At 49.4% G+C, this 18,171-nt stretch carries 8 protein-coding genes; 4 read left to right on the top strand and 4 right to left on the bottom strand.

The genetic code is table 11. The annotated features are described in order from the left end of the window. Positions 1-252: 252 nt before the first annotated feature. A complete protein-coding gene (locus ASG33_RS09625) occupies positions 253-819 on the top strand; it encodes a dihydrofolate reductase family protein (RefSeq protein WP_056283656.1) in 567 nt (188 codons plus the stop codon). 30 nt (positions 820-849) lie between these two features. Here ASG33_RS09625 and ASG33_RS09620 read toward each other — a convergent pair whose 3' ends face one another. From ASG33_RS09620 to ASG33_RS09605, 4 genes are all read right to left on the bottom strand, one after another. Further along, positions 850-4,272, bottom strand: a complete 3,423-nt coding sequence (locus ASG33_RS09620; RefSeq protein WP_056286307.1) for a VCBS repeat-containing protein — start codon at positions 4,270-4,272, stop codon at positions 850-852. 127 nt (positions 4,273-4,399) lie between these two features. After that, complete coding sequence (locus ASG33_RS09615; protein ID WP_056283654.1) at positions 4,400-5,941, bottom strand: RagB/SusD family nutrient uptake outer membrane protein; 1,542 nt, start codon at positions 5,939-5,941, stop codon at positions 4,400-4,402. Positions 5,942-5,962: 21 nt separating this feature from the next. Further along, positions 5,963-9,100: a TonB-dependent receptor gene (locus ASG33_RS09610; protein ID WP_056283651.1), complete on the bottom strand. Its 3,138-nt coding sequence runs from the start codon at positions 9,098-9,100 to the stop codon at positions 5,963-5,965. A gap of 134 nt (positions 9,101-9,234) precedes the next feature. Beyond that, entirely contained in the window at positions 9,235-13,344 is a 4,110-nt protein-coding gene (locus ASG33_RS09605; protein WP_056283648.1) for a hybrid sensor histidine kinase/response regulator transcription factor, read from the bottom strand. Between the two features lie 178 nt (positions 13,345-13,522). Here ASG33_RS09605 and ASG33_RS09600 point away from each other — a divergent pair, with 178 nt between their 5' ends. Genes ASG33_RS09600 through ASG33_RS09590 form a run of 3 tightly spaced genes read left to right on the top strand, consistent with a single transcriptional unit; the run spans position 13,523 to position 18,168 of the window. Next, positions 13,523-14,602: a glycoside hydrolase family 43 protein gene (locus tag ASG33_RS09600; protein WP_082489164.1), complete on the top strand. Its 1,080-nt coding sequence runs from the start codon at positions 13,523-13,525 to the stop codon at positions 14,600-14,602. 16 nt (positions 14,603-14,618) lie between these two features. Beyond that, complete coding sequence (locus ASG33_RS09595; protein ID WP_056283646.1) at positions 14,619-15,707, top strand: Gfo/Idh/MocA family protein; 1,089 nt, start codon at positions 14,619-14,621, stop codon at positions 15,705-15,707. Positions 15,708-15,717: 10 nt separating this feature from the next. Beyond that, complete coding sequence (locus ASG33_RS09590) at positions 15,718-18,168, top strand: glycosyl hydrolase family 95 catalytic domain-containing protein (protein WP_056283643.1); 2,451 nt, start codon at positions 15,718-15,720, stop codon at positions 18,166-18,168. The last annotated feature ends 3 nt before the right edge of the window (positions 18,169-18,171 follow it).

The following is an 18,171-nucleotide window of genomic DNA, read 5'->3' as shown; positions in this document are numbered from 1 at the left end:
TGTATTGTTGCCTTTGAAATAATATTCTTAAAAAATCTAAATAGCCTTTATATTGTTCTGATTAGCAGAAACATAGTGCTGTTCCGTGAAACAAAGTTATCGTTATTATTGAATTGTTTCCAATCCTGTGAATATTTATTGCCACTGTCCTCCCTTCCCTCTTCATTTGTCCCAAATCCCTACTTAAATTCCTTTTTGCAATAAATAGTTTTGTGGAAAGGATGTCTTTTTGGAACAAACACAATACTGAAAATGAGAAAGCTGGTATTATTTGCGCATATGTCGCTCGATGGTTTTGCGGGGGATCAACAGGGGGGCCTGGGCTTCTTAACATACAATGAAGAACTGCGGCAATTCGCCGATGAGTTGGTGCAAACAGTGGGCGCGCCTGTGTATGGAAAAAACACTTACCACTTAATGGAAGGGTACTGGCCCACCGTTCTGAATGATCCGAATGCGGACGCACACTCGCTGGCACACGCAAAATGGGTGCAGGAAATCCCGAAGATTGTGTTCTCAACAACTTTGGAAAGCGCAGATTGGAACAATACCACGCTGATCAGGGACAATGTAGTGGAAGAAATAAACAAATTGAAACAGCAGCCCGGCAAAGACCTGGTGATTTTCGGCAGCCCCGGGCTGGCTAAAAGCCTGATGAATCTTGGCCTGATCGACGAGTACCAATTCACTGTTCACCCTATCATATTGGGACAAGGAAACAGCCTTTTCGATGGAAATACACAAATGAGCAAGCTGAAATTGCTGGATTCCAAAACGCTAAATTCAGGAGTGGTGGCGCTGCGTTACGCTAACCGGTAAATCGTTGAACTTGCTTTTTTAATCTTGTAATTACTTGCGGGATAGTGCCTGATCTGTGTTTTGCGTTTTGATCCGGTTTACGGCAATACCTTTTGAATGCACCGCAGTCACGAGGTATTGCTGATTTTTTGCGCCGCGCAGCAATGCGCTAGAACGTGCGTCGCCTTTGAGCATCAAGCCACTTTTTGCAGGATTTTGTGGTAAAAATCTGCCTTTGCCGTTTCCGAGCAGGAGCAGTCCGGTGGAAGCATCCTGCCGCCCCATATTTACTTCATTCGGGAAAAAGTTGCCGGTAAGGATCACGTCGGGGTTGCGGTCTGCATTCACGTCCGTTACCACAATTCCGAACACGGGCGCTACCTGAGCTTCGATGGGCAAAGCGCTCACTTCAAACTGTCCGTTTCCTTTATTTTCAATGTACGCGCTTTTCAAAAAAGTCGCCTGTGCCGTGTAGGCGTCTTTTTTCTCGTCGGCGGTGAGGAGATCTTCGTAAGTAGCTTTGGCGTAATCAATGTAATGAGGGTACTTCCTGCGGAACTGAATCACCTGCTGGTTCAATGCATCGCGCGGCACGCTGGGGTAGGCGATACCCTGCATATAATAGCCCATGAGCGGATCAAAAGTGCCGTCGCTATTAAAATCCTTGGCTACCATGGTCACAGGTTCTTTTGCTGATGCATGGTAAAATGTGTTGGTACCTTCATTACCAGCGATGAAATCAATGTCCCCGTCGTGGTCAAAGTCGGCAGCTGCCAGGCTGTTCCACCAGCCGGAATAGGGAGCCAGAGCTGTTTTTACCGACTCTGTTTCCTGAAATTTCGTCTTCTGATTTCTAAAAACGCGCACCGGCATCCATTCCCCCGCGATTACAAGATCGTCAAGCCCGTCGTGATCTGTATCTGCCCAGGTAGCTGCACAGACCATTCCGGCCGAAAGCAGTTCGGGGCAATGCGATTTGGTAACATCAGTAAATGCCATTTTCCCCGATCGGGAATCGTTCCGCAGCAGGTAACTGCGTGGCGGGAGCGGGTACTTGCCCGGGATCATGCGACCTCCGATGAAGAGATCGGTATCTCCATCTTTGTCAAAATCGTTGGCCAGCACGCACGAGCCACTTACAGAAATGGTCGGGAAAGTCGCAGCGGGTGCGGGCTTGAAGTTTCCGTTGCCCTCATTCAAGTACAATTGCACTTCATAAAAGGCACGATCACTTTCCGGCCGCTCGCTTCCGCCGTTCACCACGATCAGATCCTGGTCTTTGTCTCCGTCGGCATCAAAAAAGGTTGCTGAAATATTCTCGTGCAGCGAATCCTGCGCGATTTCACGTTTGGTAAATGTCCCCGAAGCTTGCTGAAAGTATATGCAGGGCCTGCCTTTCTGATAACTTGCCCCGGCGAAAATATCGTCTAGCCCATCCTGATTAGCGTCGCCCACCGCAATGGCGAACCCGCTTTTCGAGAGCATTTTGTGCAATGCAGCAGTTTGCTTGAAATCAATAAAAGTGGATTTGTCATGTTTAAAATCAATCTTCAATTCATCCGTCACATCCGTGAAAAGTGGCTCTGATAAGTTTTCAACCTGCTTTGGGAGATTGCCCGCATCTTTTTGCGCCAGCTGCAAATGCTGGTTTGCGGCTACTTTGTAAAGCTTCTGCGACTTCCCGCCCGGCCAGGTGACCAGCAGACTGTCGATCGTTTTGTTTTGCCCCAAACCAAAATGCAGCCCGGTACCAACGGAAGAGATAAAGCCGCGCGTGACGAACATTTCAGCGTATTGCACCTGCTCTCCCTGCCAGATCGTAACACTGCTGCCGATACCCGCAAGATTGCCCTTCTCGCCCTTTAATGTGATCGAAAGGTAGTTGCCACCTCCTTTTTCACGGCCTTGATTTTGGTAAATAAATGGTTCAGAATCAATGTTATTAACGACGAGGTCCAGGTCTCCGTCTCCATCCAGGTCCGCGTAAGCGGCTCCGTTTGAATAGGATAGCTCATCCAGTCCCCAGGCTTTGGAGGTATTTTCAAAAGTCAGGTTCCCCGCATTTTTATAGGCGTAGTTCGGGATTTTCACCTCCGGTACCTTTTGTATCAATTCCAATGCATTTTGCTGCTTGAAATTGTTGGTGCCAAAACTTGAAAAGTCTTCTTTGAACTGAATAAAATCACGATCGGTCACATCGCGGCGGTAACCGTTTGTGATGAAAATATCTTTCAAACCATCGTTGTCGTAATCGGCAATCAGCGGCGCCCAGCTCCAATCTGTCTTCGAAATCCCGGCCAGCAGGCCTACTTCTGAGAACTGTGGCGCGCCACTGACTTTATCTGCAGTTCCCAGGTTCAATTGCAGCATATTCCGCATGTATTGCAGCTGGTAACCATACTGCTCCGAAATGCTCATTTCCTTGCGGTCGTAATCCTGGCCAGCCAGCATCTTCTTCTGTCTCAGGTTATCTTCCGGCAACATATCGAGCTGGAAAATGTCGGGATAAGTGTCGTTGTTAATGTCCGCAATGTCCACGCCCATTCCGAAAAGACTGGTGTGTGCAGTAGCTTCTTTGATCACATTCTGAAATGCAGGTTTTGTACCTGAGCCTGCATTTAAATACAGCATATCGCTGCTGATGAAGTCGTTGGAGCAATAAATGTCGGGGTAACCGTCTTTGTTCAGGTCGCTTACAGCCAGGCCAAGTCCCAGGCCCTCGTATTTTACTCCGGCTTCCCGGGAAATGTTGGTGTACCTGGGCAGGCCATTTTCACCAATACCTTCATTCACGTAAAACTTGCCCGTGCTCGGATAGGAGCCGTCGTGGTAGGTTTGCCTGATAAAATTAGGGTTTTGCAGATCAGGCGCTGTGTTCATTAAATACGCATCCAAATCGCCGTCCAGATCGGCATCGAAGAATGCGGTCTGCGTGGTAAATGCATTGTCGTTCAGTCCGTAATCTTTGGCTGACTCTTTGAAAACAGGTATCCCGTTTGCCCCGTTTCCCTGGTTAACAAACAGCAGGTTTTCAGAATCGGGCATTTTCACGTGCCTGGCTACGCTGATGTAAATATCGAGCAGACCGTCCTGGTTGATGTCCACCATCGAAATGCCGCTGCACCAGCGGCTCGTAGTCAAGCCGGCTTTCACAGTAACATCCTCAAAAGCCCATGTCCCGGCAACGGTATCGATTTTACTCAAATACAATTTGCTGCTCACCTGATTGCCGCCAAAGAAAATATCCGGCTTCCCGTCCCCATTCACATCACCAATCCCAACTCCTCCGCCATTGTAAAAGTTGGTAAAAGTAAACGGGTTAATGGAATCGTTGGGAGTAAGTTTATTGATGAAATTGATGTTTGTTTCGGCAGGAGTGTGGGATAGAAAAAGCGTATCCTGCTTCTTGCTGCATCGGGCAAAAAGCAAGGACAATAATGTGAGTGTATAAAGAAGGAGGAGTTGTTTTTTCATGTAGTAGTATCCCCTTTTTTTGTCACACTGAGCGGAGTCGAAGTGCATATGCACTTCGACCGCCCGGCGGCCCGGTCCGCTCAGTGTGACAAAAAAAGGGGGGCTATTATGTTAGCATTGTCTTAAACTAATACCCCGGGTTCTGGTCTTTGGCTTCAATTTTTGCATTGTTATCTACTTCCTGTTGCGGGATGGGCAGCAATTCGTGTTTGTTGGCCTGGAAATAGGTGATCGGCTCGGATTTCAGCTTTTTGTTTTTACGCCAGCGAACGATGTCGCGGTTGCGGATCTGCTCGCCGCTGAGCTCCACGCGCCTTTCGTGCACTACGGCCTCAAACACCTGCTCTTTGGTACCTACCGGATATTTGGCAGTAGGGTAGGCGGGCATTGAAACGCTCTTGCGTGCGCGTACCATATTCAGGTATTTCACTGCATTTGGAATGTTGCCCAGCTCATTTTCCACTTCTGCCAGCGACAGTAAGGTTTCTGCAAAACGCATAATCCGCTGATTGATACCGCCCGTCAGGAAAGATTCGTTCATTTTGTACATCAGCGAATATTTCTGCCAGCTTACCTTCTTGGTCACGCCGTCAACCATCGATGAGCTTCCATTCTGCTGTCCGTCAGTAAGCGTCGAATTACCATTGTTATACTTCTCGCCTGTGAAATAAAACGAATCTTCGTACCGTGGGTCTGTCTTGGGATCTCCTTTGGTCGTTTTTTCAAAATCATTGAGCAACGAATTGGAAGGGATCACATTCCGCCAGCCTATTGCAGAATATTCCTGCGTGCGCACGGTTTCAGTACCGGCTGTTGCGCCATTGCCGTCGCCATCCCAGTTGTATACCCCGCCCGAAGGATAGAAGTTGACCTCGAAAATGGATTCTTTGTTGAACTCGGTTTCTTCCAGGAAGTTGTCGTTGTAGTTATCTACCAGCGCATACACATTGGAGTCGTATACTTTCATCAGCTCGGTTTTTGCATTGGCATAATCGCCCTGCTGCATGTAAACGCGGGCGAGCAGCATTTGTGCCGCGCCTTTGCTGGCTCTTCCCTGGTTTGCCGCATTATAGGTAGCGGGCAGCTGTCCCTGGATTTCCTGCAATTCCGCAATCAAATAAGCATATACCTCAGCTTCGGGAGATCTTGGCAAGCTACCGTCCACGGTTTGTACATAATTTTTATACAAAGGCACACCGCCCCACATACTTACGAGCTCGTAATAGGCATAAGCACGTAGAAAACGGGCTTCCGCCAGCAGTCGCGCCTTGTCTGCCTCAGCAATGTCGGCTACCGCAGTGGAGTTGTCGACCACGGAATTGGCGCGGTGGATCAAGCGGTAATAAGCCTGCCAAACTGTGCTCATGACCCAGTTACCACTGTCGTGCGTACCAATCAGGAGCTGGTTACGTGGCGTTTCAAGCTGGCCGCCGCCTGCTGCCGCATCATCTCCCCGCAAATCGTGCAGGAAAAACCATTCACGTGCAACCAGGTTATTGGATTTGAGCATGGAATACACGCTGGTAACCCCGCTCGTGAGTTCTGCGCCGTTTTTGTAATAGTTATCGACGGTCACGCCATTCGGGTTTGTTTTTTCGAGCACATCTTCGTTGCAGGAAAAAGTGATTCCGATTAAAAGCAGTGACGCAATGATGATCTGTTTTTTCATTTCAGTGCTTTTCAAAAGTGATTAAAAGCCAAAACTTAGTCCTACCTGCAAGGTTCTTGGCTGCGGGTACATGCCGTAGTCAATGCCGTTGATCAGCTGCGTGCCGGTTGCCGTGGATGATCCATTGGCGCCGATTTCAGGGTCAAGTCCGGAGTACTTGGTGAAAGTAAGCAGGTTGGTGGCCGACACATATACACGGGCTCTTGTGATGGTATTCCGCGTCAGCGCAGACAGTCCTTTTGAAGGAATGGTGTAGCCGATGCTGAAATTCTTGATCCGCATATAAGAACCGTTTTCGATAAAGCGGTCGCTCGTTTTGCTGTTGTTGTTTGGGTCGCCACTTACTGCGCGAGGTACATCGGTATCGGTATTCTGCGGTGTCCACGCATTCAGTACATCGGTTCCCGCATTGAACAACCGCAGCATTCCCTGCTCGATCACTTTGGTACCATTGTAAATTTTATTACCCTGAACACCCTGCAGGTACAATGTAAAGTCAAATCCCTTGTAGCTGCCGCCTAAATTACCGCCGTAGCTGAACTTCGGAATAAAGCTGCCGAGGTACTCGCGGTCACTGCCGTCGATCACTCCGTCGCCGTTAATATCCTTGAATCGGATATCACCCGGTGCAGCAGCTGACTGGTATTTGGTCTGGTCGTTTCCGTCCAGCGCATTGGCTGCGTCGATTTCGCCCTGGTTCTGGAAGATACCGTCCACTTTCCATCCGTAGAATGACTGGATAGGGTGGCCTGCTTCTGTCTTTGTAATATCAAAACCACCAAAATCGTCATTTTTTCCCGAGAAGATCGTGGCGCTTTCTGTGGCAAGACTGACTACTTTATTTCTGGTAATATCCAGGTTTACAGAAGCATTCCATTTAAAATCGCCGTCATTTTTGTTGTAACCTAATTGGAATTCATAACCCCAGTTCTTCATTTTACCAATGTTGGACAGTGGGGATGAAGAATACCCGAGAGAGTTGGGGATCGGCACTTCGAGCAAAAGTCCGTCGGTGTTGCGGTTGTAGCGCTCTGCGGTGAATGTAATGCTGTTGTTGAACAAAGCAAGGTCAATACCCAGGTTGGTCATCGCAGTGCTTTCCCATTTCAGCTCGGTGTTACCAAGTGCGCTGAAATATGATCCGAGCAGCTTGTTTCCGCCAAAGTAGTAGTTGGAATTATCCGCCTGCACCAGCGATTGCCAGGCATAGCTGCCGATTCCATTGAAACCGGTCTGTCCGTAGCTCGCGCGGATCTTCAATTCGGAAATGGCCGGAACCGATTTCAGGAACTCCTCCTCGCTGATCCGCCAGCCCAGTGACACAGAAGGGAAAGTACCCCACTTATTGCCTGGCGCAAACCGGGAAGAACCATCGCGACGCACCGATGCGCTCAGGAGGTATTTGCTGGCATACTCGTAGTTCAAGCGGCCCACGTAGGAGATAAGCGCACTTTCGTCCAGCGAGCTGCTCGCACTCGGATTGGAAACGCCCTGCATCTGGTCAATGTCGTTGTTCGGCCGGTAACCCGATCCGTTGACGGTATTGGTACGGAAAGTCTGCTTATCGACGATCGCGGTGATATTCAACTGATGTTTGCCAAAGGTTTTATCAAAAGTCAGCTGGTTGGTAATCACCGGCGAGAAGTAGGAGGTGCGCCCGTTCCGGATTTCAAACTGCGTCCGTGACTTGTAGCCGTCGTTGTAGATCGGGAACTGCTCGTTCGACAATGCACTCACCACATCAGCCCCGAAACTGAAACGATACCGCAAAAAGCTGGTGATATTCAACTCGGCGAACAACGATCCAAGTAATTTAATGCGCTGGTTACGTGTAATGTCCATTTCGGCAATGCGAAGCGGGTTATCCGGGTCACTTCCGTCGGCCGAAGTAGGAGAGCTGTACCCGCCAGCTTTGGTTGGATCGGTTACCGGCCAGTAGGGCAGGTTACGGATCGCCTGCATTACCAGTGTGCGTCCGCCGCCAAATCCCTGCTCGCCCCGACTCTTATCATAAGAAAAAGTAAGCGTCTGCCCGATTTTAAGGAATTTCGTTACCTGATGGTCGGAGTTGATGCGGAAGTTGGCGCGTTTGTAATTGGTACCCACCAAAATACCTTCCTGATCAAAATAGCCTGCAGATGTGAAGAACCTCGAAACGCTGTTACCGCCGCTCACCGAAAACTGGTGCTGCTGAATGGGCGCGCTCCTGAAAAGTACGTCCTGCCAGTCTGTGTGCGTTTGCGCGAAAGTTTGCGTTGCACCTTCGTAGATAGGTTTGTTGAGGTCCGAAAGACGGCCTGGCATCGCGATACCTGCATTTCCGAGCAAAGTCGTCGCATACTGGATGTATTGATCGGTATTGAGCAGGTCCAGCTTCTTCCACGCTGATTGTGTACCAAAATAGGTATCGACATTCACGTGCAGCTTTCCGTCCTGAGAACCTTTTTTGGTTGTAATAATAATGACCCCGTTGGAAGCGCGTGAACCGTAAATGGCCGCCGAGCTCGCATCTTTCAGCACTTCGAGCGACTCAATATCTTTCGGGTCAAGGTTGTTGAGGTCGCCGGAAGGGATTCCGTCGATCACATACAGCGGCCCGGAAGCATAGTTAATGGAACCGATACCCCGAATGCGCACGATCGGCGTCTGGCCCGGGCTACCGTTGTTGACCACACGCACCCCAGGCACGCGGCCCTGCAATGCCTGCTCCGCACTTACCACAGGCAGCGCCGTCAGTTCTTTGGGCGAAACTGACGATACTGCGCCGGTAAGCGACGATTTTTTCTGGCTACCATAGCCGATCACGACCATTTCTTCCAATGCCTGGTTTTCGGTGGCCAGCTTTACATCAATGCGGGTTTTGGAACCCACCTCGATTTCCTGCTTGCCATAACCGATGAAGCTGTAAACCAACACGCTGCTCTCGGAAGGCACTTGTATGGAATACTCCCCGTTTGCATTTGTGCTGGTACCCACATTCGAACCCTTCAACGTCACGTTAACACCCGGCAGGGCTTCACCGTCTTCGGAAGTAACACGACCTGTGACCTGCTTGTCGGCTGCCCGGGCAAATGCGAGGTTCACGGATGCAGTTACGCACAGCATGAAAACCATCCACAGCCCGACTTTCTTTAAACACGATTGTACATTGTCTCTCATAGGATAACAGATATGGACTAAAAGAACAAAAACTTGTATTAGTCAAAGGTTGTACGAATTCAATGAAATGTCAACCCCACACTTAACCTATGTCACTATAAGTTGATCAAATTGAACATTTGTTATAGTAATTCTCACAAAATTGCTGAATCCGGAGAAGTCGCAGGTAGGGGTTTTCGCTTTGCGTGGATGTATTCTGAGGGCAGCATACCGAATTTGAGCTTGAAAGACTTGGTAAAATAGTTGGGTGAGGCAAATCCGGCTGCATAGGATATTTGCGAAACGTTCAGGTCGCTCTTCTCGGCCAGCAATGCCGCCTTTTCAAGCTTGATGGTTTTGATAAATTCAATGGGCGTTTGTCCCGTCATTTCCAGGAGCTTGCTGTACAATGTACCGCGGCTCATGCCCAGCTGTTTGCTCATTTTTTCCACACTGAGCTCAGCGCTGTTGGTCAGGTTTTCGTCAATGTAAGCCAGGATGTTTTTCATCAGTTTTTCAGTGCCCGAAATGATCTCAGGCTCCGGCTTGGAGATGTCGATCTGTTTGGAATAAGTACTTTTCAAAAGCCTGTTGAGGAGTAGCAGGTTGTTGATCTTTGCATTCAATATATCAAAATTGAAAGGCTTGGTCAGGTAATCGCTGGCGCCCGAGTTCAACCCGCGCAGTTCGTGCTCTTCGCCGGTAGAAGCGGTGAGCAGGATCACGGGTATGTGCGCGGTACGTTTGTCAGATTTAATCTTCCGGCTTAGTTCAATCCCGTCCATTTCGGGCATGGCAATGTCGCTGATGATGATCTGCGGATGCTGTGCAAGCGTTTTTTGCCAGCCTTCCAATCCATTTGCAGCCTCAATGATTTTGTAATTCACTTCCAGGTTGCTTTTCAGATAATGCCTGAATTCATCATTGTCTTCAATAATCAGAATGTCGGCAGGTTGGTCCGGCAGGGTTTTTGGCGTCTCCGGAGCTATAATTGAAGTTGTACTATCCGGCAGATCTACATTCGTAATGGCAGGCGCAGTGATCTCACCTGTTGCAGGTATGACCGTGTTTTTGCAGGGCAGCTCCACCGTGAATGTGCTTCCCTGGCCGGGTGTACTCTCGACTTTGATAAACCCGCCATGCATTTGCACAAATTCCCTGACAATGGACAGGCCAATCCCGCTGCCCTGGTTCAGTACCGAGGATGAATCATTTTTATAAAATCGTTCAAATATCTTTTCAAGCTTGTCGCCCGGAATGCCTACGCCGGTATCTTTGATGCTGATGCAGAGCCACTTATCCCAGCCGCCTCTTTCGTGCTGCGAGAGGGAAAGTGTTACGGTACCTCCGCGGGGAGTGTGTTTAAATGCATTCGACAGCAGATTGAGAACAATGCGCTCGATCTTGTTGGCGTCAAAATCCATTTGCAGACTTTCAATCTCGCGCGCTACCACAAAGTCAATTCCCTTCACCTGCGACAGATACTGAAATGATTCCGCAGTTTCGCAAACAAAGGAAATGATCTCACCCGGCGCGGTTTCAAGTTGTGATTCGTGTTGTTGCAGATTTTTGAAATCAAGCAGCTGGTCGACCAGGTTGAGCAGCCGCTTTGCATTGCGTTTGATCCCCTGTAAATGTGGGATATTCCCGGTGTCCGAACCACGGTTTACCAATTGATCCAGCGGCGCAAGAATGAGTGAGATCGGTGTCCTGAATTCGTGGCTCAGGTTGGTCAGGAACTTGATCTTCATTTCATCCAGCTCCCTTTTTCGTCTCGCTTCCGTCTCCAATTCTTCCTGCCTGAATTTCTTTTCCAATTTCCGGATACCGCGGTGCCGCATGAACAACACCAGACCGAACAGCGCAAATGCATAGAAAAAGTAGGCGTAAATGGTCATGTAAAACGGCGGCTCCACCACGATTTGCACTGATGTACCCGGTGTGTTCCAAGCGCCATTCTGGTTCTTGGCCTGCACTTCAAACTGGTAGGTGCCCGGATTCAGATTGGTGTATCCCGCGGTTTTGGCATGACCTGCGTAGTGCCACTCGTCGTCGAACCCATTCAGCCGGTAGCGGTACATGGTTTGCGAAGCGTCGGAATAATTCAGCGCGGCGTAGGTGAGGGTAAAATTTTGTTTGTAGTCCAGATGAATGGATTTGGCTACTGAAATGTGTTCGGTAAGAATATTGGAATCAGCAGGTGTAATGGATTTATTGCCGACCCGCAGCACTTTCAAAACCACGGGAATGGGGTTGTTGTTTTGCCGGAGCAAACGGGTATCCAGGTAATTAAGGCCGCGTATCCCGCCGAAGTATAACAAATTGTCGCGCGTCCGGATCCCGGCGCCCAGGACGAATGTATTATCCTGCAAACCATTGTGTTGTGTATAGTTAACAAACCGTTTCGTCGCCATGTCCAGGTAGCTCAGCCCGTGGTTCGTACTCACCCAGATCCGCCCCTGCGCATCTTCCAGGATCTTGTTGATCACACCGCTGATCAGTCCTTCTTTTTGACCGAAAACCGAGAAGCTCCGGTTGCCTGGATTGTATTTTGCCAAACCTTCGCCGCCTGTACCAACCCAGATATTCCCTTTGCTGTCTTCAAAAATCGACAGCACATTATTCCCTGGCAATGCGCTGTTGAGTTTGTCAAAATGAATGGACTTGCGTTGTTCAGGATCGTAAATGACCAGTCCCGTGCCGTGAGAGCCAATCCACAGCTTGCCGTTTTTATCTTCCAAAATATCCCGGATGTATCCGTTTAGCGGAATAACTCGCCTGGTCACCGCTATATTCTCATCAAAATGCCTGACAAATTCTCCGGTCTGCGGGTCAAATTCATTTACTCCGCCGCCATTTGTCCCGATCCAGAGCTTTCCATTGCGGTCAGTAGCGAGGCAAAAGATATCATTGTTGCCCAGCGATAATTTGCTGGCTGTTTGTGTAAACTGTTGGTACTTTCCCGTGGCGACGTCCAGCTGGAAAAGCCCGTCCTGGAAAGTGCCGATCCATAAATTTTCTCCCGTCATTTTAAGCGAAAGTACCGCCAGGTCCGACGTAGCCAGCTTGCTTTTAGGCGACAGCGGGACTTTTGTGAACAGGTTCGTTTTCCGATGATAAAGATTCAATCCGCCGCCATCGGTACCGACAAACAAATCGCCATTGGTGTTCTCTGCAAAGGAAGTCACAAAAGGCGCGCTCAATCCGTAGGGATCATAGGTATCAGACTTTTTCAGTCCGAAAATTGTCAGGTTTTTATCAAATTTATTGACGCCACCTTTGTAAGTACCCAGCCAGAAAATGCCCCGGCCATCAATGAGAATACTTCGTACCGATTTGTTAGTGAGGCTGTAAGGATTGCGCGCATCAGGCGCGTACCGGGTGATTTTTCCGCTTTCAATGTTCATCACATTCAGTCCGCCATCGGTACAGATCAGCAGTGTCTGCGGACCTTCGGCCACCACGGCGTAAATCATATTGCTGCTGATTGTCTGCTCGTTATCCGCCTGGTATCTGAATGTTTGAAGCAGGTTACCCGCTGCGGTCAGTTTGTACAAACCATTGAATGTACCCACCCAGATATTCCCGAACTGGTCACCCCGGATCGTCTTAACCTGGCTGTGGCTGCCTGGCGCATAGGTGACTTTCCGGAACTGGTCTGTTTTGGGATAATAAATGAATAAACCATTCAGGGTACCAATCCACATTTGTCCCGCCTTATCTTCGTAAAAGCTCAAAATCAACTGATTTCTGATCTCGACAGGCGCGTTTGCGCGCTGGCTCATCCGCGTCAGTTTAAATGTAACCGGATCCACCCACACCAGCCCTTCAATGGTACCTACCCACAATTTGCCGGTTGGATCGCTCGTGATAGCAGAGACACTTTCGTTGACACAAACGCGTTTGAAAGCATCTTTTTTACGGTCATACAAGTTCAGTGCACCCTGGATCGTGCCGACCCAAATACGTCCGGCGCGGTCTTCGTGCAGCGAGGTAATATCATTGGAAGCAATGCTGGCCGGATTCGTGCTTTCGTTGCGGTAAACAGTGAATTCTGTTCCGTCGTACTTGTTCAGCCCGTCGTCGGTACCAAACCAGAGCAGCCCGTGGCGGTCTTTCAAAATGGCGTGTACGGTATTGGAGGACAAACCATCCGCAGAAGTGAGCGCAGTGAAATTGAGCTGCGGATCAATTGCATTTACCTGTACCAATGAAAGCAGGAAGGCAGTGACAGAAATGAGGATATAAGCGTAAAATTTTGACATGGCACTGTATATTTTATGGCCTAAATCAAGGCGTAATGACCTTTTTTGAACATTTGTGACATTACTTTCAACAAATGTATTCAACAATAAAGCAACGAAAACCTACATTTGCTCATTGATAAATTAAAAAATAATATCGGAAAAATGATGGGTTTTTAATCCTGATAATAGAAGTACTATGGCTGAAAAATATATTGTCATTTTGACAAATAAAGTATTTAAGAAATCTCTGACGCTCGGTTTGCTGCTTTCCGGCGCGTATCTGAACCCCGCAGACGCGCAAAAAGCTGCCGCGATCAAGCCGCTGGTAACAGACCTCTACACGGCCGATCCTTCCGCACATGTTTTCAATGGAAAGATCTACATCTATCCCTCTCACGACATTGAGGCGAATGTGCCGCAGGATGATGAAGGCGGGCATTTCAACATGCGCGATTACCACGTTTATTCTATGGACAGTCCGACAGGAAAAGTAACGGATCACGGCGTAGCACTCGATGTAAAGGATATTCCCTGGGCAGGCCGCCAGCTGTGGGCGCCGGATGCTGCATTTAAAAACGGGACTTACTACCTGTATTTTCCTGCCAAAGACAAACTGGATGTTTTCAAGATCGGCGTAGCAACGAGCAAGTCGCCTACCGGTCCGTTCAAAGCACAACCAGAGCCGATTCCCGGCAGTTACAGCATTGATCCCGCGCTTTTTACTGATACCGACGGCACTTCCTATATGTACCTCGGCGGGATCTGGGGTGGACAGCTGCAACGCTGGCACACTGGAAAATATGATAAGAGTTTGTCGACTGATCTGGGCAAAGGGCACGAGAATGAGCCTGCGTTAAGTGCCAAGGTGGCGAAAATGAGCAAGGATATGCTCACGTTTGAAGAGCCGCTGCGTGATGTGCAGATCCTGGATGAAGAGGGAAAGCCGCTGCTGGCGGGCGACAACAACCGGCGCTTTTTTGAGGGCGCGTGGATGCACAAGTTCAATGGTAAATACTATTTTTCATACTCCACGGGCGACACGCATTTGCTGTGCTATGCCGAAGGCAGCACGCCTTACGGACCATTTATTTACAAAGGTGTGATCATGAAACCAGTAGAAGGTTGGACTACGCACCATTCTATCATTGAATTCAAAGATAAATGGTATATTTTCTATCATGACGCTGCATTATCGGGCAAAACGCATTTGCGGAATATCAAAGTCCGGGAACTGCTTCGTGATAAAAATGGATCGATCCAAACCATAGAACCTTAATAACTCACCATCTGCTATGCAAATTGAAAGACGTGAATTTCTCTCCACATTGTCACTAGCCGGAGCGGCTACCCTTTTTTCCGGAAACCCGCTTTTTGCTTCTACCAATCCAAAAAAAGATAAACTCGGCATTGCACTCGTGGGGCTGGGCTATTACAGCACCGACCTGCTGGCGCCTGCGCTGCAAATGACGGAGAAATGCTACCTCGCCGGGATAGTCACAGGAACACCTGCGAAAGCGGAAACCTGGAAAACCAAGTACAACATTCCCGAAAAGAACATTTACAACTACCAGAACTTCGACAAGATTGCCGACAATCCGGATATCGATATTGTATACGTGGTACTGCCGCCTTCCATGCACCGCGAGTTTGTGGTGCGGGCCGCCAAAGCAGGGAAACACGTGTTTTGCGAAAAACCAATGGCACCTTCAGTGGCAGATTGCGAGGCGATGATCGCTGCCTGTAAAGCCAACAAAGTGAAGCTGGCGATCGGCTACCGCTGTCAGCACGACCCTAATATCCAGGCTTACATGAAAGTGGCCAAAGACCAGAAGTTCGGTAAAGTGAAAATGGTGAACAGCGCTGCGGGTTATTTTGACGCGCGTACCGATCACTGGAAGCAGAAAAAGGCACTGGGTGGCGGCGTAATGGGGGATATGGGCGTGTATGCATTGCAGGGCGCGAGACTAGCAACGGGCGAGGAGCCGATCAGCGTAATTGCACAGGCTTCCACCACGCGGCCGGAGATCTATAAGGAAGTGGAAGAGACGATGATGTTTATGCTCGATTTCCCGAGCGGTGCGCGGGCTTCCTGCCAGACGAGCTTTGGCATCAATATGAATTATCTGCAGGTCAATTACGAAAAAGGCTGGCTGAAACTGGAACCTCAGTCGGGTTATAACGGAAACAAAGGCAGTATGTCAGATGGTACCATCATCAATTTCCCGATCAAAAGTCAGCAGGCGAAGCAAATGGACGAGGATTGTATGGCGATAATGAACAATACCGACCTGATCGCGCCGGGTGAGGAAGGATTGCGCGATATCCGCGTGGTAGAGGCGATTTACAAGTCGGTTGCTTCGGGTAAGAGTGTTAAAATCTGATTTTCGTTTTATGAAGTTGAGTGCCTTTTTTATCTTTTTGCTGATCATTGCTTGTCCTGCTTTTTCTCAGGATAAGTCTTTAAAACTTTGGTACAACACACCTTCCGGCAAAACCTGGGAAAATGCATTGCCGGTGGGCAATGGTCGGCTGGGGGGAATGGTGTACGGCAATGTGGCGGAAGAAAGGATCCAGCTCAATGAAGGTACATTATGGTCGGGTGGGCCAAACCGGAACGATAACCCGGCGGCGCTGGCTGCATTGCCGGAGATTAGGAAGCTGATTTTTGATGGAAAACAAAAGGAGGCTGAAAAGCTGGCTAATCAGGCGATTATCACTAAAAAGTCGCACGGGCAAATGTTCCAGCCTGCGGGCGAGCTGCGCTTGCATTTCGCTGGTCAGGATGAATACCAGGACTATTACCGCGAGCTGGATATTGAGCGGGCTGTGGCCAAAACGACCTATAAAGTGGACGGCGTCTCATTCACCCGCGAAGTGCTGGCCTCATTTCCCGATCAGGTGCTCGTTGTGCGATTGACTGCCGATAAGCCTGGAAAACTGAATTTTTCAGCTTCCTATTCTACCCTGCACAAGCAGCCCGAAATTAAGGTTACGCCTGCAAAGGAATTGACACTGGCGGGTCGGGCGGCGGATCACGAGGGGGTCACGGGGGTAGTCAGGTTCAAAACGTTTACCCGCATTAAAAATGAAGGCGGTAGTGTAGCTGCGAATGATACTTCGCTTTTGGTCAGAGATGCGAATGCGGCGACCATTTATATTTCTCTTGCTACGAATTTTACGAATTACCACGAAGTGTCCGGGGATGAAAATGCGCGGGCTGATGGGTATTTGAAAAAGGCTTATTCCAAATCCTGGGACACACTTTTGAAGCCGCATGTAGCTGCTTATCAGAAGTATTTTAATCGGGTGAAGCTTGATTTGGGCAACAGTGAAGCTGCGAAGATGCCGATCGATGAGCGCCTGAAAAACTTTAAGACTGCGAATGATCCCGCGCTTGTCACTTTGTACTACCAATACGGGCGTTACCTGCTGATTTCCAGCTCGCAACCGGGCGGGCAGCCTGCCAATTTGCAGGGAATCTGGAACAATAAGATGATGCCGCCCTGGGATAGCAAGTACACGATCAATATCAATGCGCAGATGAATTACTGGCCGGCGGAGAAGACAAACTTGTCGGAGCTGCACGAGCCTTTTCTGAGAATGGTAAGCGAACTTTCGAAAACCGGGCGGGAAACTGCCAGGGTGATGTACGGCGCGCGGGGCTGGATGGCGCACCACAATACGGATATCTGGCGCGCAACCGGCGCAATCGACGGCGCTTTCTGGGGCATGTGGATCGCGGGCGGCGGCTGGACGAGCCAGCATTTATGGGAGCATTACCTGTACACAGGCGACAAAAATTTCCTCGCCAAAATTTACCCGATCCTGAAAGGTTCGGCCATGTTTTACACCGATTACCTGATTGAACATCCCAAATACCACTGGCTGGTGACCAATCCGGGCAGCTCGCCCGAAAATGCGCCTGCCGCGCATGAAGGTTCTTCTCTCGACGCGGGTACTACGATGGATAACCAGATCGCATTCGACGTGTTTACTTCGGCGATCCGGGCGGCGGAGATATTGAAAAAAGATGCGGCATTTGTTGATACCCTCCGCCAAAAACGCAGCCAGCTGCCACCGATGCATGTGGGCCAGTACGGGCAATTGCAGGAGTGGCTCGACGATGTGGATGATCCCAAAGATGATCACCGTCACGTGTCGCATTTGTACGGATTATTCCCGGCTTCGCAGATCTCGGCTTACCGCAACCCTGAACTTTTCTCGGCAGCACGGACCACTTTAAATCACCGCGGCGACGTGTCCACGGGTTGGAGTATGGGCTGGAAAGTGAACTGGTGGGCGCGGTTGCAGGATGGAAATCATGCTTACAAACTGATCCAGGATCAATTAAGTCCGCCGAGCAATCGCGGAGGCGGCACTTATAACAACCTATTCGATGCGCACCCGCCTTTTCAGATCGATGGAAATTTTGGCTGTACCTCAGGCATTACCGAAATGCTGATGCAAAGTGCAGACGGCGCGGTGCATTTGCTGCCAGCATTGCCCGATGTATGGAAAGATGGCAGCATCACAGGCTTGCTCGCACGCGGCGGTTTTGAGATTGTCAATATGCAATGGAGCGGCGCAAAGCTGACAAAGTTGGAAATCCGCTCGAAACTGGGCGGTAACCTGCGACTGCGCGTGCCGAATGCATTGAAACTGGCGGGCGGCACATTGAAAAATGCGAGCGGCGAAAATACCAATGCATTCTATCAGACTGACCAGATCGCGACTCCGGTTGTGTCACCGAAGGCAAGTAAAGAACCAATCACACTAAAAGAAACGCTGCTGTACGATCTGCCCACACAGGCAGGTAAAGTGTACGCATTCTCAGCCCAATAGATT

Source organism: Dyadobacter sp. Leaf189, from assembly GCF_001424405.1.
Lineage (GTDB): Bacteria > Bacteroidota > Bacteroidia > Cytophagales > Spirosomataceae > Dyadobacter.
This window is presented reverse-complemented; position numbering and strand designations above follow the sequence as displayed.